Source organism: Thermoleptolyngbya oregonensis NK1-22 (assembly GCF_032705245.1).
Taxonomy (GTDB): domain Bacteria; phylum Cyanobacteriota; class Cyanobacteriia; order Elainellales; family Elainellaceae; genus Thermoleptolyngbya; species Thermoleptolyngbya sichuanensis.
This window is the reverse complement of record NZ_CP053540.1, coordinates 4,958,969-4,976,542: the sequence shown is the minus strand read 5'-3', so window position 1 is coordinate 4,976,542 and position 17,574 is coordinate 4,958,969. Positions and strand designations below refer to the sequence as shown.

Annotated in this window: 18 protein-coding genes; 4 read left to right on the top strand and 14 right to left on the bottom strand. The window is 56.9% G+C overall.

Translation table 11 applies throughout. The features are described from left to right. Positions 1–7 precede the first annotated feature (7 nt). The 10 genes from HNI00_RS20760 to HNI00_RS20715 all read right to left on the bottom strand — a co-directional run bounded on the left by HNI00_RS20760 (position 8) and on the right by HNI00_RS20715 (position 8,258). Positions 8–1,975, bottom strand: coding sequence for a serine/threonine-protein kinase (locus tag HNI00_RS20760; protein ID WP_316789113.1), 1,968 nt, complete (start codon positions 1,973–1,975; stop codon positions 8–10). Between the two features lie 142 nt (positions 1,976–2,117). Next, entirely contained in the window at positions 2,118–2,774 is a 657-nt protein-coding gene (locus HNI00_RS20755; protein WP_297080244.1) for a V4R domain-containing protein, read from the bottom strand. A gap of 181 nt (positions 2,775–2,955) precedes the next feature. Then, positions 2,956–3,447 carry a globin family protein gene (locus HNI00_RS20750; RefSeq protein WP_316789110.1) on the bottom strand — a complete coding sequence of 164 codons (492 nt, stop codon included), beginning with the start codon at positions 3,445–3,447 and terminating at the stop codon, positions 2,956–2,958. Between the two features lie 166 nt (positions 3,448–3,613). Next, entirely contained in the window at positions 3,614–3,955 is a 342-nt protein-coding gene (locus tag HNI00_RS20745; protein ID WP_316789108.1) for a hypothetical protein, read from the bottom strand. Then, positions 3,952–4,629: a V4R domain-containing protein gene (locus HNI00_RS20740; RefSeq protein WP_068509716.1), complete on the bottom strand. Its 678-nt coding sequence runs from the start codon at positions 4,627–4,629 to the stop codon at positions 3,952–3,954. The genes HNI00_RS20745 and HNI00_RS20740 overlap by 4 nt, the downstream gene beginning before the upstream one ends. A 215-nt stretch (positions 4,630–4,844) precedes the next feature. Next, positions 4,845–4,973 carry a hypothetical protein gene (locus HNI00_RS20735; RefSeq protein WP_316789106.1) on the bottom strand — a complete coding sequence of 43 codons (129 nt, stop codon included), beginning with the start codon at positions 4,971–4,973 and terminating at the stop codon, positions 4,845–4,847. Then, on the bottom strand, positions 4,954–7,122 hold the full coding sequence (locus HNI00_RS20730) for a mechanosensitive ion channel family protein (protein WP_316789105.1): 2,169 nt from the start codon (positions 7,120–7,122) through the stop codon (positions 4,954–4,956). The genes HNI00_RS20735 and HNI00_RS20730 overlap by 20 nt, the downstream gene beginning before the upstream one ends. 31 nt (positions 7,123–7,153) lie before the next feature. Further along, positions 7,154–7,735, bottom strand: coding sequence for an FKBP-type peptidyl-prolyl cis-trans isomerase (locus tag HNI00_RS20725; RefSeq protein WP_297089288.1), 582 nt, complete (start codon positions 7,733–7,735; stop codon positions 7,154–7,156). Between the two features lie 28 nt (positions 7,736–7,763). Beyond that, the gene (locus HNI00_RS20720; RefSeq protein WP_316789100.1) at positions 7,764–7,892 is read right to left on the bottom strand and encodes a hypothetical protein; all 129 of its coding nucleotides are present in this window, start codon (positions 7,890–7,892) and stop codon (positions 7,764–7,766) included. A gap of 42 nt (positions 7,893–7,934) precedes the next feature. Then, on the bottom strand, positions 7,935–8,258 hold the full coding sequence (locus HNI00_RS20715; RefSeq protein WP_068509721.1) for a phasin family protein: 324 nt from the start codon (positions 8,256–8,258) through the stop codon (positions 7,935–7,937). A gap of 521 nt (positions 8,259–8,779) precedes the next feature. Between HNI00_RS20715 and HNI00_RS20710 the strand changes: the two genes are divergently transcribed. Together HNI00_RS20710 and HNI00_RS20705 are read left to right on the top strand one after the other, a co-directional pair. Next, the gene (locus HNI00_RS20710) at positions 8,780–9,100 is read left to right on the top strand and encodes a TIGR03792 family protein (protein ID WP_316789096.1); all 321 of its coding nucleotides are present in this window, start codon (positions 8,780–8,782) and stop codon (positions 9,098–9,100) included. 38 nt (positions 9,101–9,138) lie between these two features. Next, positions 9,139–9,492: a hypothetical protein gene (locus tag HNI00_RS20705; protein WP_316789094.1), complete on the top strand. Its 354-nt coding sequence runs from the start codon at positions 9,139–9,141 to the stop codon at positions 9,490–9,492. Positions 9,493–9,543: 51 nt separating this feature from the next. On the opposite strand, the gene HNI00_RS20700 is transcribed toward HNI00_RS20705, so the two are convergent. Beyond that, the gene (locus tag HNI00_RS20700) at positions 9,544–10,095 is read right to left on the bottom strand and encodes a cupredoxin domain-containing protein (protein WP_316789092.1); all 552 of its coding nucleotides are present in this window, start codon (positions 10,093–10,095) and stop codon (positions 9,544–9,546) included. A gap of 322 nt (positions 10,096–10,417) precedes the next feature. Between HNI00_RS20700 and cobW the strand changes: the two genes are divergently transcribed. After that, positions 10,418–11,473 carry a cobalamin biosynthesis protein CobW gene (gene cobW / locus HNI00_RS20695; protein ID WP_316789091.1) on the top strand — a complete coding sequence of 352 codons (1,056 nt, stop codon included), beginning with the start codon at positions 10,418–10,420 and terminating at the stop codon, positions 11,471–11,473. 115 nt (positions 11,474–11,588) lie between these two features. On the opposite strand, the gene HNI00_RS20690 is transcribed toward cobW, so the two are convergent. Then, complete coding sequence (locus tag HNI00_RS20690; RefSeq protein WP_316789089.1) at positions 11,589–12,491, bottom strand: calcium-binding protein; 903 nt, start codon at positions 12,489–12,491, stop codon at positions 11,589–11,591. Between the two features lie 592 nt (positions 12,492–13,083). After that, the gene (locus HNI00_RS20685; RefSeq protein ID WP_316789087.1) at positions 13,084–13,365 is read right to left on the bottom strand and encodes a hypothetical protein; all 282 of its coding nucleotides are present in this window, start codon (positions 13,363–13,365) and stop codon (positions 13,084–13,086) included. Between the two features lie 596 nt (positions 13,366–13,961). Here HNI00_RS20685 and ppk1 point away from each other — a divergent pair. Beyond that, the gene (ppk1, locus tag HNI00_RS20680; RefSeq protein WP_316789085.1) at positions 13,962–16,118 is read left to right on the top strand and encodes a polyphosphate kinase 1; all 2,157 of its coding nucleotides are present in this window, start codon (positions 13,962–13,964) and stop codon (positions 16,116–16,118) included. A gap of 25 nt (positions 16,119–16,143) precedes the next feature. On the opposite strand, the gene HNI00_RS20675 is transcribed toward ppk1, so the two are convergent. After that, positions 16,144–17,214: an Mrp/NBP35 family ATP-binding protein gene (locus tag HNI00_RS20675; RefSeq protein ID WP_316789084.1), complete on the bottom strand. Its 1,071-nt coding sequence runs from the start codon at positions 17,212–17,214 to the stop codon at positions 16,144–16,146. Between the last annotated feature and the right edge of the window lie 360 nt (positions 17,215–17,574).

Genomic DNA, 17,574 nt, shown 5'->3' with positions numbered 1-17,574 from the left:
AGAACATTCAAAACATCAAATCCGTGTCCATTTCCTTCAGGTTGAGCAAATGAAGCTGAGATTGGGCTTCGGTCTGGGTTGCCAGGAGGATGCCCGTGGTAGCAAACAGGGCGATCGCCACGGGTGAGGCAGGGCCCTGAAACCGCCCAACGGGTTGTCCCAGGTCGTCCAGCAGCAGCAGATCGCCCGCAGCGCTGGCCAGCACATAGCCCCAGTTCGCCGCCGCCAGCAACTTCGGCGCAATTTCCACACCCAGCCGCACCACCCGAAATGGCTTCAGGTCAATCATCAGCAGCGCGTTGGGGTCGTCTGCATCGCAGGCGACCAGGCGATAGGGGTCGGAGGCGGCGATGATGTAGCCCAAACGCACAGGTAGCGTCAGGCAGCCCAGGCGATCGCCCCGTCGGTTAAACACCTCCAGCCAGGTTTCAAGGTGCTTCTCGCCTCTCAAAATCTGTGACACCAGCACCAGATGCCGCCCATCCAGCGCCGCCACATACAGCAATTGCCGACGATGATCAGTGGGGACTGGCAGCGGGATGGGGTTTGGCGCAGTCCACAGGGAGGTTGGGTGCTGCCCCAACGCGGCCCCATCAGGCAGCGATCGCAGCGTTAGGGAACCCGCTGCACCATCCCCCGACGGAGCGGCGATCGCCAGCCATCGCCCTGCCGCCTCGATCGCCACCAGACAATCCTGCTCCGTTTGGGCAATGGTCTGACAGCGCCAGGGCTGATTTGCATCGCTAGGCGGCACATCTAGCAGATAGATAGCCTGAGCGGCGATCGCAAAACAGCCCTGCGGCCGCACCTGCAATGCCCGAATAGGCTGCGGCAATTGCACAGCAGCCAGTGGGTCAACGTCTGCCAGGGGGCTGGGCCAGATCTCGGTGAGGTGGGTCTGGAACGTGACGCGATCGCCACTGGCTCGGTAGGTTTCTACCCTTTCTGGAAAAGGCTGGAACAGTGGCGTTCCCCGGCTGGGAGCGATCGCCAGCGCGGTGATCGGCTGTTCCAGAGTCACAACAGAGCGCGATCGCCACGGCAGGAGGTTCAGGGGCTGGACGGGAGAAACAGTGGGCAGCGCCGGGGAAATCGTCATCGAGCGCGATTCGCGAAGCGATCCCTGCGGGAATCGCCCATCCCAGTTGAGATTGCCCAACCCATAGTCGGTGGCAGATTGCACGAGCGATCGCCACATCTCGCCCGCATTGGAAAATCGCCTCGCCGCCAGCTTTTGCAACGCTTTCGACAGCAGCGGATGAAAGACAGCCGGAATCGAGTCCGGCAGCACCAGCGGCCGATTCAGATGAGCCGACATTAGCTCCGTTGGCGTGCCCGAAAACGGACGATAGCCCGCCAGCAGTTCAAACAGCAAAATGCCGACAGAATAGAGATCCGCCGCAGGGGAATATTGTCCGTAAAACCGCTCCGGGGCCATATAGGCGGGAGAACCTGTGTTGCCACCTCCCGACGGCGACTCCGCCAATTCCTGCCGCAGCCGCGCAATGCCAAAGTCTGAAATGCGGGCCGTCCAGCCCCACCGCTCCACGCTGAGGAGGATATTTTCTGGCTTGATATCGCAATGCACAATGCCCTGGCTGTGGGCATGTTCCAGCCCCGCCAGCATATCCGCTACCAGCTTCAGGCTTTGGGCAGGGTGCAGCCGATGGTCTTCGTTCAACAGGCTGCGAAGCGTCCCCCCCTCACAATAGTCCATCACCAGATAGCGACCCGTGGCAGTATGCTCTAGCGCCTGACAGGTGACGATGTTTTCGTGCTGGAGCGTCAGCAAAAAGCGCAGTTCGCGCAGAAACTTGTGGGTCGGGAAGCGCTCTCGCTCCAGGTTTTTGAGGGCGACCAATTGCCCCGTTTGCCGATGCACCGCACAAAACACCCGACCGAATTGCCCCTGCCCAATCAGCCCCAACTGGCGATATCTAGAGCGCTGCCGCTCTTTTTTGGAAAAGCTGGCCACGGGTCACGCGGAAAAGAAGGGTTGAAACACAACAGGAACCCGAAGATGATTCAGGTTCCCTGAAGACCGGGATAGGTTGCAGCAGCATTGGCTCTCAAATCAGCCACGGATACAGCGCTGAAAGACATAACAGGACATGATGCTAGGCATTGCAAAGCTGCTGCATAATTGCCTCGTGGTCGAGATTGGTAACCATCGTTTCGGCTGGCTCCAGCCGTTTGGGTAGCCCCAGTACGAAGCGATTGCAGTCTGCGCCCATCGACTCGCAGGTTGTTTGCACGCAATGCAGTTCGCGTCCGGTAATCTGGCTAAAGAAAGAGGCCAGAACACCCGCCTCCAGATGACACACGGGCTGGTCTTTGCGGGGAGCCAGTCGCGCAAAGGGCGAGTTCCAGGTCTTCACCACCAAAAAGCCGCGATGCTGATAGGTTTGATCCAGGTCGATCTTGCCCCAGCCGTGGGTAATCCAGCACTGCTGGAGGCTTTGTAAAAACTCCACCATCGGCATATTCGACAGCGGTGTGCCGTAATAGTCGGTCAGCTCTTCCGAAAAGCGGCTGTAGAAGGTCTTGCCCCACCAGCGCCCGCAGTTATATAACACCAGCCGCGAGGCTTGGCCGGTTTCTTTGTCTAGCCCGCTGTAGATTGCCTGGATCAGCGTTTCGGGGAGGGCAATCAGGCGATCGCCCTGACGGTTTTCCAGCAGCCCCATTTCCAGATCGCTGCGGACGTAGGCATCGGTCGCAAAGTAGCTGCTGGGAATGCGGTTATTAACCAGTAAATCAGCGACGGAGATCATAGGTTTGTAGGGGTCAGGGATTGGGGATTGGGGATTAAGGACTGAGGAGTAGGGGTTGGACGGTCAGGAGGGAGTCCGCAGGGCAGGACGCGGGATTTTTGAAGTGGGGCAGTCCTTTGGCTAAATACTGAACACTAAATACTGAGCAACGCTGATCGCTGCCCCCTTTGACCTGTGCTGCCTAAAACAGAGCGGCTGCGGTGAGCGGTGCTTCGCCCGAAAGGTGCAGATCGCTCTGGGCGATCGCCAGCATCGGCAGCAGGAACTTGACCTGCTGGGGCGCGAGGTGCTGGCTGAGGGATTGGTTCAGCAGGCGAAACAGCGCCGAGTCGATGCGCTGGCTGTCGTAGGCCTGAATCATTTGGGCCATGGGTTGCAGGCGGTCTTTGAGGAAGGCCTCATCGTTCATCAGCATGGCAGTGGCGCAGTGACGCAGCACCAGCAGCGCGTTTTTGATGCTGCGCTCCAGGGTTTCGGTCGATTCGCCAGGCAGTTCTGCCACCAGCCGATCGGCGGCTTGCTGCATGATGGTGATTTCGCGATCGCGCAGGCTGCAATAGGCATCCAGGCGGGCGGGCAGCGACTCGACATACTGGCTCAGCACGGCCAGTTCTTCGGGCTTGAGGTAGCGGTTTTCGGCTTCGTCGAAGAGTGCGTCGATTTGTGGGTGCATGGTGAGGGAAGAGGGAAGAACGAAGAGGGAAGAACGAAGAGGGAAGAGGGAAGAACGAAGAGGGAAGAACGAAGAGGGAAGGAGTTTGGGTTTTCGTTTTTCGTTCTTCGTTCTTCGTTCTTTAGATAAGGTGGGGGGAAAGAGGGCTTAACTTAGAGAGAGTGGGTTAGAAGAGGTCGGAGAAGTCGTCGAGGGTGAAGGCATTGGCGGCGGGCTGGGGTGGCTCGCTGGAGAGGGGCAGATCGACTTCGGGGGCGATCGCGCTTCTGCTGGATGCACCATCCCAGTTCACTGAGGTAAAGAACTGGCGCACCGTCAGCATCAGGCTCAGCGGGCCGTCGCTGCTGGTCGCATCCAGGCGTACCTGCTCCACTTCAGGCGGGTTGTCGTCCCAGTTGATGCTGCTAAAAAAGCTGTGGGTGGTTTGGTGCAGCCAGGACGTGGGTTTGGGTTCGGCACTGGCGGGCTTGCTAAATCCGTTGCGTTCCATCAGGGCAGTGGGGTTCATTTCAGCCGATCTCCTGAGCGCAGCCGTTTTTCAATGTCTCGCGCCGTCGCGCCCTCGTTCATCCAGAAGGTGGCGGCATCGATGCGATCCTGTCCGCCCAGCAGAAACTTGCAGTAGGTTTCGCCCATCGAGTAGCACTGGATTTCGATGCAGCTCAGTTGCTTTTTCACCAGTTCGGTAAAGAAGCCTGCAAACAGGCCAGCGTAGAGATAGCAAACGGGTTTGCCCACGTCGCCCAGCGTCCGCGCCACGGCCGAGTCGAAGATATTGATGAACATGAAGCCCTGCTTGCGATCGCCCATGTCCACTTCCCAGCGTCCCCAGCCCTGCGAGGTGAAGGGCCACCACCAGGTTTCCAGCAAGAACAGCAGATTGGTCTGGCGAATGTTGCGGTCGAATTCTTTTTCAAACCACTTTTCAAAGAAGAAAGCGTCTTTTTGTCCCCATTCGCACCCAATCGTGTACATTGTGGCGGCGGAAGCATCGCCCACTTCTTCCTCCAGCCCTTCCACCAGACCAATGATGAAATCTTCGGTGGTGAGCAGGTTTTGACTGCCGTTCCAGTCCACAATCGTGCCCTTGTCGGGGTCAAACTGGAAAAAGTCGCGGAAGCCGTAGTGGTTGTGCTTCTTCGGGTTCCGCTGTTTGGTTGGGTTCTGAATGGCGTTCACCATAGTGGATTGCGGGGAGTAAGGGGGAACAGGAATCAGATCCGGCACATTTAGTAAAGGTTATACAGCGTCCGAATTTGATTTTTGAATTGTAATGTTGTGTGTTGTTTGCAACGGGGCTAAATCAGGACATACTGACCTGCTGCCGACTGGGTTGCAGCACGACTGACTCCAGCGCTGAGTTGCTTTGAGCTTAATGTTCCCACCAAAGGCTGGAACTAACGAGGGCGATCGCCCTCTGGGTGTAGAGATTTGTGAAGGGCGGCGTTGCGACTGGCCTTGGGCAAATGGGTTGGGCGATCGCCCTTCTGCCCAATTTGCTGTGGATCAAGAGGAAGGCTCAGCACTGCTTCGAGCGCTGTCCTCCCGCGCTCCAGGCTTATCACCAGGCTCGTTACCAGGCTCGTCACCAGGCTCATCAAAAAGGTGGTTAGGCAACTCCTCATGAGCGTGGGGGCTGCGGAATAGCTGCTGTGGCATTCCGATGTCGATGCCGTTTTTCTCGAAGGCGATTCGCACCCGCAGGCGAAACTCGCGCCCCACCGCGAACTGCTGCATTGGCTGCGTATCCAGCCACACGCGAATTGAAATCCCTTCATGGGACAGCGTTTCTACGCCCAACACCTGCGGCGGGTTATAAAACTTATCGCGCCACTGCGGGTCGTCGTACAGGCCCTGCGCCACGTCGCGAATGACCGACAGCACATGCTCGATATTGCTGTCGTAGGCGACCGTGATGATCAAATCCACCCGCGACCACAGGCGCGTCTGGTTCTCGACCCGATCGACCATGCTGTTGGGAATCGTGATCAGCCGCCCGTCGCCGTTGCGGAGTTGCGTCACGCGCAGGTTCATGTTTTCCACTAGTCCGGTGGAGTTGCCAATGGTGACGACATCGCCAATGGCGTACTGATCTTCGGAAATAATCAAAAACCCGTTGACCAAATCGCGAATCAGGTTTTGCGAGGCCAGCGATGCCGCGAAGGCCAGCACCGCACCAAAGGTCAGCACCGATCCCACAGGCAGCCCCAACACGCTAAATGCCCAGCCCAACCCCATGAGGTACACCAAAAAGGTCTTCAGCCCCTTCATGGCAGTGACGATGGTGGAAATGCGGAGCGATCGCCGCTGGGCTTCTTCCGGGGTGAACAGGTCATTTTCTTGCCAGGCGTTGGAGAGTCCGTTGATCAGCGCGTCGCCCAGCCGATTGAGCAGACCCACCAAAAACCAGATCAGCAGCAGGCTGAGGGGCTTGAGCCAGATGGATTCCGTCAGAGTATACGTGCCGGGAAAGCGCGACACGATCAGCACGATGCCACCCAGCCAGATCAGGATTTGCCCCCAAAAGGCGAGCCATTGCAGGAAGGAGACGGCACTGAGTCGTCGATCGAGGGTGAAGATGCGGCGGAGGGCATCGAGCCAGGAGGGAGAGTATGGGGGAGCGGCAGGGGGGGTGGGGGTATTCAGGGATTGGGGCGATTCCCACCGGGATTGTTTTGTGAATTGCGCTGGGGGGCTGCTGTCGGTTAGGGCACTGCCAAAGGAGCTAGATGAGCTTCTGCTGTCTATCGGGCTGTCCAACGTGGCGTAGCGCGGGGACAGGAGTTCTGCATCAGCAGTGGGGGGCGTGGAGTTGGGCGCAGCCAGCGGATCATCCTTGAGATTGACCGCCGCTGCGTAGGTGACATCGGCCCGCATGGCGGTTCTGGCGGCTTTGCGGCGGGCTTGCAGGCGATCGCGGCGACGTTTCAGCCAGCGCTGCACTAGCCACAGCAGAAAACTGGTGCCAATCATAGCCAGGGCGATCGCCTGGGCAATCAGGGTTTGGCGCTGAATCGCCGCAGGCTGACGAATTTCAATGGACTGGGTTAGTTCCCGCTGCAAAATCTGCTGCCATTCCTCCGCCAGTTGCGGCACGCTGCGGCGGTGAAACTGGGCATCGAGCGGCGTGACGGTCAGCAGCGGCTGGGGCGGAGAGTTGGCATCGCGCACCGTCAGCACGGTTCCGTCGCGCAGGGAATCTGCCTCGACTCGCAGCGTATTGGGGTCGAGGGTTGGGGTTTGAAAGAGCCATGCCATGCCTGCGCCGCCCCGTTCGGTCGGATTGCTGGCCAGCACCCATCTCAGGTTGGACTGAATCGTGGCGATGCGGTCTTCGACGGGAACCCGGTCGCCCGGATTGCGGCGATCGCGCACCGTCAGCCCCGTCACGGCAAACAAGGGCTTGCCCTCAAACCGCACCATGCCCCATTCCAAATTTCCCACGCGCTCTATTGCATCCGGCGGGCGAGTGGGGTCAGCAGCCGTGGAGGTGGTGGGCAGGGGAACTTGGGCTGCGGCAGGCGCAAAACTGCTGGGGGCGATCGCCAGCATCAGGCTAAGCCAACCCACCACACAGCACAAAGCTGCCCGCTGCAAGCTGCGCCGAGCGAACCAAAATAGGCGATCGCGCTGGGTCAGATATCGCCGCATGGATTGCCACATGAATTGCTGCATGGGCCAGAGTTGCCGACAAATCAGCGTGACCTCAGCCGCCGATCCGCAGCAGTTCTACATCAAAGACCAGCGTGGCATTGGGGGGAATCACGCCGCCCGCGCCCCGTGCGCCATAGCCCAGTTCGGGCGGAATAATCAGTTGGCGACGGCCGCCGACGCGCATCGTGCTTAGCCCTTCGTCCCAACCGCGAATCACCTGACCCACCCCCAGTCGGAACGAAAAGGGCTGGTTGCGATCGCGCGAACTGTCGAACTTGGTGCCGTCTTCCAGCGTGCCCGTATAGTGGACGATCACGGTTTGTCCGGCCTGGGGCTGTGCGCCCGTCCCTTCGACCAAATCCACATACTTCAAGCCCGATTCGGTCGTCACCACCGCCGCATCGTCTCCCAAAGGTGCGCTCACAGAATCTTCTCCTGGGTTGATAAGATCAGCCGCGCCCGCCTGAGCCAGCAGCACGGTGTCCGACTTCACAATGCCAGACTTTGCTGCGGCAGGGGCAGACGGCTGGGCAGAGTCGGCGATCGCCGCTTGCCGCGACCCGGTGAACTGCGCCACCAGTAGCACCACACAGCACAGCACCATGACCCCAAAGCTAATCAGAATCTCTCGCATAGAACCCTCCCGCAGCAGGATTACCAAGTCAGCCACTCCCCAGTGTATACCGATTGCGGATCGGGCGATCGCGGATGGGGCGATCGCGGATGGGGCGATTGCGGAGGGGCGATCGCGGAGGGGCGATCGCGCTAGGAGGTTGGAATCGGGCTTCCAAGATTCAGAGCGAGGTCAGAACGTCGATATTTCTAAAACTTCACTATCGCCAGAGCTTGTTTTCCAGGTCGCGCACCTGCCGCTCCAGCCGATCCAGCCGTCCGCGCAGCTCGTCCATTTCGTTTTGCCGGGGCACACCGAGATCCTGCAAGACCTGCCGCATCTGCCGCTGCATCTGTGCTTCAAAGTTTCCCTGCTCCGACTTGATCTGCTGCATCAGGTCGTTCATCAGCCCGTTGACCTGATCAGGGTTGAGTCGGCCCTCGCGCACCCACTCGTCGCCGACTTCCTTCAGCTTCTCGGCAACCAGAGAGGTAGTGCCAATGCCGAGCATGAGCAATTGTTGGATCAGGTTGTTATTGTCCATAGTTTTTAAGGGTTACAACGCAGAGACTTCGCAGAGATTTCGTAGAGATTTCAAAACCAGCAGCAAACCCAGACGCGCAACAGAACTCTATGCAACGGCAGAAAGCTGGCGACGGCAAAAAAGCTGGCTAATCATCCTGCTTTATTCTGTCAAACTTGCTCCGGCGTTCGGGTGAGGTTAGCCTCCCCAATGTTGCAGGAATACCGTCCGTGGGACAGGCTTAATAACAGATTTTATGGTGGATACCCTGTGGACATCTTGCGGACACCCGAAGTTTATCCTGGCACGCCTTTGCCTTAAATCTTCCTTAAACTTGCCTTAAATTGATCCACAATAGCCTCAAAGTCACACTTCACCTCAAACGCACTCCTTCAAAATTCATCCATTCAGAAGAGTCTCTAGACCCATAATTTCGCTAGGTTAGTTGCAGGCAAAAGCAGCTTAACTGGGTCTGTCTGGAAATAGTCCATCCAGACAATATCCCCGGTCAATCAAAAATGATGAGATTTGAAGGTGACAGCGTGGTTATTGAATGGTTGCGGTTTGATGTGTCGCCTGAAGCGCGGGAGCGGTTTGTGCAGCAGGATGCCGAAATTTGGACAACGGCATTATCGGAATATGGCGGCTTTTTGGGAAAGGAGGTCTGGATCAGCCCTGAGAATCCGCGGGAAGTGATTACGGTGGTTCACTGGGAAAGCTTTGAGCAGTGGTATTCCATTCCCGAAGCTCGGCTGGCAGCGGTAGAAGCTCGTTTTAGCGAAGCGATGGGCCAGAACACCTATCAATTGCTAGAGTCAAAGGCATACCAGGTGCGAAAGTTTGCCCGCGTACCCGCGTGTTAAAGCGTCTGCTGCCCCCAATGCCTGCTTGCTAAGCTGCTATGCCAGAGTGTCCCAAATGCCGCCAGCCTGTTGAGACGACGGCGATCGCCTGTCCCCATTGCCGCACGACGCTGAAGGCGTTTGGGCATCCGGGGGTGCCGCTCTATCGGGCAGAGGGCGAGGCGGCGCTGTGCGACACCTGCGTATACCACCACGACGATTCCTGCAACTATCCCCAGCGGCCCCATGCGCGGGAGTGTACGCTTTATACAAACCAACTGCGGCCGCTGACCAGTTCTGTATATCGTCCCAGCGCCAGCAGTTTGGTAAAAAGCTGGCTTCAGCGACATTTGGCGTGGGTCATCCTAGGAGCGATTTTGCTGATCAGCGTGCTGCTGGCGCTGCGCGGCTAATCAAGCGGTTTATGCGGCTAATCAAGCGATTTTATAGCGATTTTCGGTGGATCAGGGCGTAATCACAATCTCGCCTACCATGCCCGCTTCGGCGTGTCCTGCTATCACGCAGCGCAGGTCATAAGTGCCCGGTCGCTGCGGCACAAATACCCACTCTGCAACGGCTCCGGGTTTTAGCTCTAGCTCGTGAATTGCGCCTTTGATTTCGACATTCCCGGCCTCCACCTTCTGCGTCCACACGCTGTCGGCAAAGTCTTTGGCGGTGAAATAGTGCTTCTGGGAACTGGGATTATCGAGAACGAGCTTGTATTTTCGTCCGGCGGTAAATTCCAGATGATCGGGCACAAACTTTAGCGCCTCTGATGCATCGCCCAGGTGAACCTGCACTTCGCTGACCAGACCCACGTTCGCTGGACTGGCGATCGCCCTCGCTTGCGGCGTTAGCACCCCCAGCCACAGCACCCCGCCCAACAGCACACTCAGCAACCCGCTCAGCAACCCACTCAGCGCGATTCGCAAAGCGCTCTCTGCGGGAATTGCCCCCACCCCCTGCCAGACTGACCTTTTGCCCCAGTTTTGTCCCCCAAACGGTTTGCCAGCCATTCCAAAACTCTCCTTCACAGCGCGATACTCCCTACTTTATTCACAGCCGGCCCCATTTCTCAAATCTCATTTCTCAAGCAAATCTGCATTTGCTGCGGAATCGTATCGCAAGCGGGTAAGATATTTGGGCTTCTATCTATTCTCCTGCGGGGCGCTATCTCCTGCGGGGCGCTATCTCCTGCGGGGCGTTATCTCTTGCGGGGCGCTATACGTGGAAGATCCGCACACCCCGCAAACACCAGACTGGCAATCCAAAATCCAAACTCCAAAGTCGCTGAGCATGGCCCGTCTGGCACTGGCTTTAATAATCCAAATTTTCACTATGGCAGCAAAAATTCCCGTCACGATCATCACCGGATTTCTCGGCAGCGGCAAGACCACGCTGATTCGCCACCTGCTGCAAAATAATCAGGGGCGGCGCATTGCCGTGCTGGTAAACGAGTTTGGCGAATTGGGCATCGACGGCGACTTGCTGCGCGACTGCCAAGTGTGCGATGAGGAGCCAGGGCAGGCCGCAGACGAGTCCAGCGCAAATATTGTCGAGCTAACCAACGGCTGCCTCTGTTGCACCGTGCAGGAAGAGTTTTTGCCGACGATGCAGGAGTTGCTAAAGCGGCGCGATCGCCTCGACCACATTTTGATTGAAACCTCAGGACTGGCGCTGCCCAAGCCGCTGGTGCAGGCGTTTCGCTGGCCCGAAATTCGCAATGCAGCAACGGTGGACGGCGTGGTGACAGTGGTAGACTGCGAAGCCGTTTTGACCGGGGCGCTGGCCCATGACCCAGATGCCGTCGCTGCCCAGCGGCAAGCAGACCCCAGCCTGGATCATGAAACGCCGCTGGAGGAACTGTTTGAAGACCAGCTTGCCTGCGCCGATCTAGTGGTGCTGAATAAGACTGATCTGGTAACGGCAGACGCAGTGAACCAGGTGGTTGACCGGGTGCAGACGGAGCTACCCCGCGCCGTGAAGCTGGTGCAGAGCGATCGCGGCCAGTTACCCGCCGACCTGCTGCTGGGCTTCAATGCAGCGGTGGAAGACAACCTGGAAGCCCGTCCCAGCCACCACGACCACGAAGAAGACCACGACCACGACGACGAAATCGACTCCACCCACGTCATTTTGAACCGCGAGTTTGATCCAGACGCATTGCGGCGATCGCTCGAAGCGCTAGTGCAGTCCCAAGAAATCTACCGCATCAAGGGCTTTGTGGCCGTGCCCCAAAAACCGATGCGGATGGTAGTACAGGGCGTGGGCAGTCGCTTCGAGCAGTTCTACGATCGCCCCTGGCGACCAAACGAAGCGCGGCAAACGCGGCTGGTGTTTATCGGACGGGCGGTGGATGCGGGGGCGATCGCCCAGCAGCTTGCAGCGATGTAGGGGATTTTGGATTAGCGATTCTGGATTTTGGATTGGCGATTTTGGATTGCTCAGTTCAGCACTTTGCGAGGCTGTGGCGCTTGGTGTGTGCGCTATGGCCCAAGCAGGTTAGCCGTTAGACAAAATCGCTCAGGCTGAGGTTTCGCACGTCTACGCCCGTCAGCACTGCCAGCACGTCGGGGCCATAGCGAATCACCGCGTCTGCCCCCCGCTGACGCAGCCTCAGGCTTTCTATTGCCACATCGCCCAGCACGGTTAGCGCATCGCTGCCGCTGCGATAGTCGGTAATTGTGGCAAACCCTCTGCCCACTGCGAGCGCAAACAGGTCTGAGCCTCTGCCGCCCGTCAGCAGTGACCTGCCCAGCCCGCCAAACAGCACGTCGTTGCCTGCGCCGCCCAGCAGGATGTCGTTGCCATTGCCGCCTAGCAAGATGTCTGCGCCGCCCAGCCCCAGCAGGCGATCGCCCCCGCCAAGTCCGCTCAGAATATTGCTGGCGCTGCTGCCCCGGAGCAGATCCGCTGCGCGATCGCCCAAGTCTAGCTGAGCAAGCCCGGTCGAAAAGTCGTCGAACACATCGCTGGCGATCGCCCGCACGCGCTTTGCCAGTTCGCCCCAGTCACTCGTGTCAATAGAGTCGTTAAACAAATCTTCTACGTCCACTGAGTCGAGGAGTTGCTCCAAATCCTTGACTAGCCGATTCAGGCTGATGTCTCCTAGCACGTCCTTCAGCAGCGCATCAAAGTTAACGTCGGACAAGTCCACGCCGCCAAACAAATCGTCGATATTCCCAACCAGTTTGGTAAAGTTGAAATCTTTGGAAAAGGCATCGATCGCGCTTTCTATGCCACTCCGCAGATCGTCTGTCCAATCTTCGAGCGAGATATTGCCAAACACGTCGCCCAGATTAATATCAGACAAGTCCAGATCCTGAAGAAAATCGGCAACGCTTTTTGCCAGGTCACTTTCCAGCAATCGGTTGGCGAGTTGATTGGCAGCGCGGTTTAGTCGAATAGCCATAGCCTGTCTAAGGGGAAAAAGTAGCTTTGGATTTCAGATGTCAATATTCAGAGGATGTTTGAAAAGTTCTCAATATTCAGAGGATGTTTGAAAAGTCCTACTGTTTGTAGCAAAGCGTGCAAGATCCCCCTAAATCCCCCTTGAAAAGGGGGACTTTAAGGTGGTTTCCCCCCTTTATAAGGGGGGCTAGGGGGGATCTCTGAGTGCTTAACATTACAGGCGATACCTTTTCAAACACCCTCTCAGACCAGAGCGAATTGCGTGAATTGCATAAATCGCAACGCATTCAGCGCCGCCCGATGTCTAGCCAAAGTCCTTGAACAGGGAAACCTGACGGATTTAGTCAGAAAAGGTTTCAGCTAGATTCGGTCGGGTCTGTCAAACAGGCCTGAGCAATTTTTAGTCAAAGTTCAACCCAAAAGTGCATCCGTTGGCGTGCATAACATAACACAAAAATCGTGCCCGACCCAATTCGTCAGACACGATTTCACTTAAATCTAACCTTAGACAGATTCTAGACAAATTGAATGCAAATGTGCGATCGCCAGAAATCCATTCGCCGTGATTTATCGGCGAACAAACTCCGATCGGTTTAGTTCTCGATCGCGGAGTAACGTCGGGACTTTCCCTCAATCCAGCGCAGCGCTTCTATTTCCGAGAGGAAACTTTCTGTGTGTCCAATCATGGGATCATAGACGTGCCAAACCTGTTCGCCATTGCGTAGCTGCTGAATGGAAACTTTGATTTCGTCTTGTACCATTAGGGTGCGGGCGATCGCCCAAAACGTCTTGCTAAATAACGCGGCAAAGCCGTAATTTCTGCGTCCCGAGAGAGTGGTTCGGAGGGATTCTGAAGAGAGAGTTTTAGCGTTCATTGGCTTGCTCCAAATGCTATGCGAATTACTTACGGAATCACGATGCGGAATCACGATGCGTAACCTAAGTACAGATGCAGAGCGTTGCGTGTGGCAAAAGCCCCAAAATGGATAGCTAATTGCTTTATCTCGTTGCTCTGTCTCGTTGTTCTATCTAGCTGCTCTATCTCGCTGGTTGCTTTATGGAACCTAGAATAGGCGATCGCCCAAGGGCTGTCGTTACAGAAAAGTTCAGGAGTTTAGCTCACCCACGTCTGAAAAGTTAAGGAAATCTTCCAAATGGCCGAAGTATGGCCAAAATGCAGGACACAACAAAACGGCAGTCAAGTTTTAATCAAGTGTTAATTACCTTGGCAATGGGCTAAATCCCCGACTCACAAGGCATTTGAAACATAGCCCGTAATAGCCCGTTAGAAAAATTTTTAGAAAAATTTGCTGGCTGCAAAACCCGACAAAACGCAGCCCAAGATTCAGAGCAGAAGCGATGTGGCCTGCAATACTAAGCCCTGTTTGTATACTCTTCTTGACACAAAAACTAGATACAGTTTGATACAGATTTTGTCTATCCAAGCTGCTAAAACTGGCTGGTAAACCCTATGACAAACGTTAAAGAATCTGCCCCTGCCACGAAGTCTGCCGTTAACCTGAACGACCCGCAATATTACATCAACCGTGAGCTAAGCTGGCTGGAGTTTAATCGGCGGGTGCTGCACGAGGCGCTGGACGAGCGCACGCCGCTGCTGGAGCGCCTGAAGTTTCTGGCAATTTTTAGCTCCAACCTGGACGAGTTTTTTATGGTGCGGGTGGCGATCGTGAAAGACCAGCTTGAGGCAGGGATCACGACGCTAACGCCAGACGGGCGAACCCCCCAACAGCAGCTTGAGGAAATTAGCCAAACCCTGCGGCCTATGGTGGAAGAGCAGCATCGCTATTTCGAGAAGGTTTTGCGTCCTGCACTGAAAGAGCATGGCGTATTTCTCTTGGACTATATCGACTTGAGCCAGGAGCAGCGGAACTACGTGCGAGATCATTTTGAAAAGCGGATTTTTCCGGTTCTGACCCCGCTGGCGGTTGATCCGGGGCATCCGTTTCCACGCATGTCGAACCTCAGCCTCAGCTTGGCAGTGATAGTCAAGGATCAGCAGACGGGCGAAGAGCATTTTGCGCGGGTCAAAGTGCCCAGCAGCCTGCCCCGCTTTCTAAAGCTGCCTGCGGAACCTGGCCAAGAGGGCAGCAAAAAGGCAGTCTGGGTTGGCATTCCAGTGGAGCAGGTCATCGCGCATAACCTAGAAATGCTGTTTCCCGGCATGGCGATTCAGGAGTATTCCCTCTTCCGGCTGACCCGCGATACAGAAGTGGAACTGCGCGAAGAAGTGGCGGAGGATCTGCTGCAAGCGATTCAAGACATGGTGAAAAAGCGGCGGATGGCAGAAGCGCCTGTGCGACTGGAGATTCAGTCTAATGCGTCGCAGTTGGTGAAAGATACGTTGATAGATGAGCTAGAGCTACAACCTCACGAAGTGTATGAGATCGACGGGCTGCTCAACCTGAAGGATTTGTTTGCGCTGACGGGGCTGCCGCTGCCTGCGCTTAAGGATGCGCCTTTTTCGCCGATGCCGCCGCGTCAGTTGCGGTTTACGGGGGATCTGCTGCCTGCCAATGCTGAGCGAGAAGACATTTTCTCCATTATTCGCCGTCATGATGTGCTGGTGCATCATCCCTACGAGTCTTTCAGCGGATCGGTGGAGCAATTTATTGCCCAGGCGGCCCGCGACCCCCAGGTTCAGGCGATCAAGATGACGCTGTATCGCACATCGGGCGATTCGCCGATTGTGAAGTCGCTGATCGAGGCGGCGGAAAACGGCAAGCAGGTCGCAGCGCTGGTGGAGCTAAAGGCGCGGTTTGACGAAGAGAATAATATCAACTGGGCGATGCAGCTTGAGCAGTCGGGCATCCATGTGGTCTATGGTCTGGTGGGGCTAAAGACTCATACCAAGGTGGTGCTGGTGGTGCGTCAGGAAGGGGACGAGATTCGCCGCTATGTCCACATTGGCACAGGCAACTACAATTCCAAGACGGCCAAGCTCTACACCGACCTGGGCCTGCTGAGCTGCCGCGAGGAACTAGGTGCGGATTTGAGCGATTTGTTTAATTACCTGACGGGCTATTCACGGCAGCACTCCTATCGCAAGATTTTGGTGTCGCCTGTGAATATGCGCGATCGCATGACGGCGCTGATCCAGCGCGAAATTGAACACGCCAAGACCGGCAAGCCCGCAAAGATCATTGCCAAGATGAACTCTCTGGTCGATCCGGGCATGATTGCCAAACTGTACGAAGCGTCGCAAGCTGGGGTGGAAATCGACCTGATTGTGCGGGGGATTTGCTGCCTGAAGCCGGGAATTCCCAACGTCAGCGAAAGCATTCGGGTGATTAGCGTCATTGGGCGCTATTTAGAACACTCGCGCATTTTCAACTTCCACAACGATGGCAACGAAGAATACTACATCGGCAGCGCCGACTGGATGCCGCGTAACCTCGATCGCCGGGTGGAAGCTGTCGCCCCCGTCGAAGACCCTGCGCTGAAAAAACTGCTGCGGGAGATTCTCGACACGACGCTGAGTGATAACCGTCAGGCATGGGAGCTTCAGCCAGACGGCAACTATACGCAGCGCCGACCGAAAGAAGGTGAACCCGTGCGTAGCTCTCAGGAGATCTTCATGCAGCGGGCAATCGAGCAGAGCAAGCCCTAGAAGCGCCCCTTCAGACCCCTGAACTCTAGCTCAACGCTGCAACAGACACGCGGGCTGCCATTTGCTGGGCGATCGCCCTCAGTGCCCCGGCCGAAGCCGAGTCGGGGTATTCCACCACAATCGGAATGCCGCGATCGCCCCCCTGCCGCAGCGGAATCTCCAGCGGCACACAGCCCAACAGCGGCAGTTCCAGTTCTTTTGCTGTTTTTTCGCCGCCGCCAGAACCAAAAATATCGTATTGGCGATCGGGCAGGTCGGGCGGGATGAAGTAGCTCATATTTTCCACGATGCCCAGCACGGGAACTTGAAGCTGCTGAAACATCCGCAGGCCGCGCCGCGCATCTTGCAGCGCCACCGTTTGCGGCGTAGTTACAATCACCGCGCCCGCCATCGGCACGGCTTGGGCCAGCGTCAGTTGCGCGTCGCCCGTGCCGGGGGGCATGTCTACCAGCAGATAGTCCAACTCGCCCCACTGCACCTGATAGAGGAACTGGCGGATGATGCCGTTTAGCATTGGCCCGCGCCAGATCACGGGCTGATCCGGGTCGATCAAAAAGCCCATCGACACCAGCTTTACGCCGTAGTTAAACACGGGTTCCAGGATTTCGCCCTGGGGCCCCGGCTGCACCTTCACCTCCGCCTGCGTCAGTCCCAGCATCGTCGGCGTGTTGGGCCCATAGATATCGGCATCCAGCAGCCCCACCTTTGCGCCCGCCTGAGCCAGCGCCACGGCCACATTCACGGTGACGGTGCTTTTGCCGACACCACCCTTGCCGCTGGAAACGGCAATGATATTTTTGACACCGTCGATACCGGTTCGGTCTGGCAGGGCCTTTTGCTGGGGCGTTTCGGCCGTCACGTCCACCACCACCGCCTGAACACCGGGTAGCGTTTTCACCGCTCGCTCGCAGTCTTCCACAATGAACTGGCGCAGCGGGCAGGCGGGCGTTGTTAGCACCAGCGTAAACCGCACCTCACCCTCTGCCACGGTGACGTTGCGGATCATGTTTAGCTCCACTAGGCTTTTGCGTAGCTCTGGGTCTTGGACAGGGCGCAATACCTCCAGAACGGCATTGGCATCAAGGGTATTTAGCATTCGAGATACAGTTTAGGAATTCTTAATGCGATCTTACCGTTAGCCGCACCCCAGACTCATGGGCGATCGCCCTCGGTATCCTTGAGAAACTGTAGGGGAATCATCAGATCTATCGCCAGATCTATCGCATCCAGTCACGCTGACCGGAGGGGCGATCGCCCTTCTCGCGTTTCAGAAATCGCCCCTCTGGCGTTTCAGCAATTGAGGGAGACGAGCGCCGGAAAATAGGCGAAAAAGTTTTCCGAAATGGCGATCGCCCACCAAACTGGGCACTCTGAAGCTAGTGCGGCAAACTGACTGTAAACGCTCACTGAGTCGATCTCGCCCCCCGATCTTGTCCCGATCTTGCCCCCAATCTTG

Bases quoted from the DNA above. Each gene is read 5' to 3' on its own strand.
- HNI00_RS20685 (WP_316789087.1), bottom strand. From the start codon at position 13,365: ATGAACGCTAAAACTCTCTCTTCAGAATCCCTCCGAACCACTCTCTCG.
- HNI00_RS20755 (WP_297080244.1), bottom strand. From the start codon at position 2,774: ATGATCTCCGTCGCTGATTTACTGGTTAATAACCGCATTCCCAGCAGC.
- HNI00_RS20745 (WP_316789108.1), bottom strand. From the start codon at position 3,955: ATGAACCCCACTGCCCTGATGGAACGCAACGGATTTAGCAAGCCCGCC.
- ppk1 (WP_316789085.1), top strand. From the start codon at position 13,962: ATGACAAACGTTAAAGAATCTGCCCCTGCCACGAAGTCTGCCGTTAAC.
- HNI00_RS20705 (WP_316789094.1), top strand. From the start codon at position 9,139: ATGCCAGAGTGTCCCAAATGCCGCCAGCCTGTTGAGACGACGGCGATC.
- HNI00_RS20740 (WP_068509716.1), bottom strand. From the start codon at position 4,629: ATGGTGAACGCCATTCAGAACCCAACCAAACAGCGGAACCCGAAGAAG.
- HNI00_RS20690 (WP_316789089.1), bottom strand. From the start codon at position 12,491: ATGGCTATTCGACTAAACCGCGCTGCCAATCAACTCGCCAACCGATTG.
- cobW (WP_316789091.1), top strand. From the start codon at position 10,418: ATGGCAGCAAAAATTCCCGTCACGATCATCACCGGATTTCTCGGCAGC.
- HNI00_RS20715 (WP_068509721.1), bottom strand. From the start codon at position 8,258: ATGGACAATAACAACCTGATCCAACAATTGCTCATGCTCGGCATTGGC.
- HNI00_RS20750 (WP_316789110.1), bottom strand. From the start codon at position 3,447: ATGCACCCACAAATCGACGCACTCTTCGACGAAGCCGAAAACCGCTAC.
- HNI00_RS20675 (WP_316789084.1), bottom strand. From the start codon at position 17,214: ATGCTAAATACCCTTGATGCCAATGCCGTTCTGGAGGTATTGCGCCCT.
- HNI00_RS20725 (WP_297089288.1), bottom strand. From the start codon at position 7,735: ATGCGAGAGATTCTGATTAGCTTTGGGGTCATGGTGCTGTGCTGTGTG.
- HNI00_RS20730 (WP_316789105.1), bottom strand. From the start codon at position 7,122: ATGCAGCAATTCATGTGGCAATCCATGCGGCGATATCTGACCCAGCGC.
- HNI00_RS20700 (WP_316789092.1), bottom strand. From the start codon at position 10,095: ATGGCTGGCAAACCGTTTGGGGGACAAAACTGGGGCAAAAGGTCAGTC.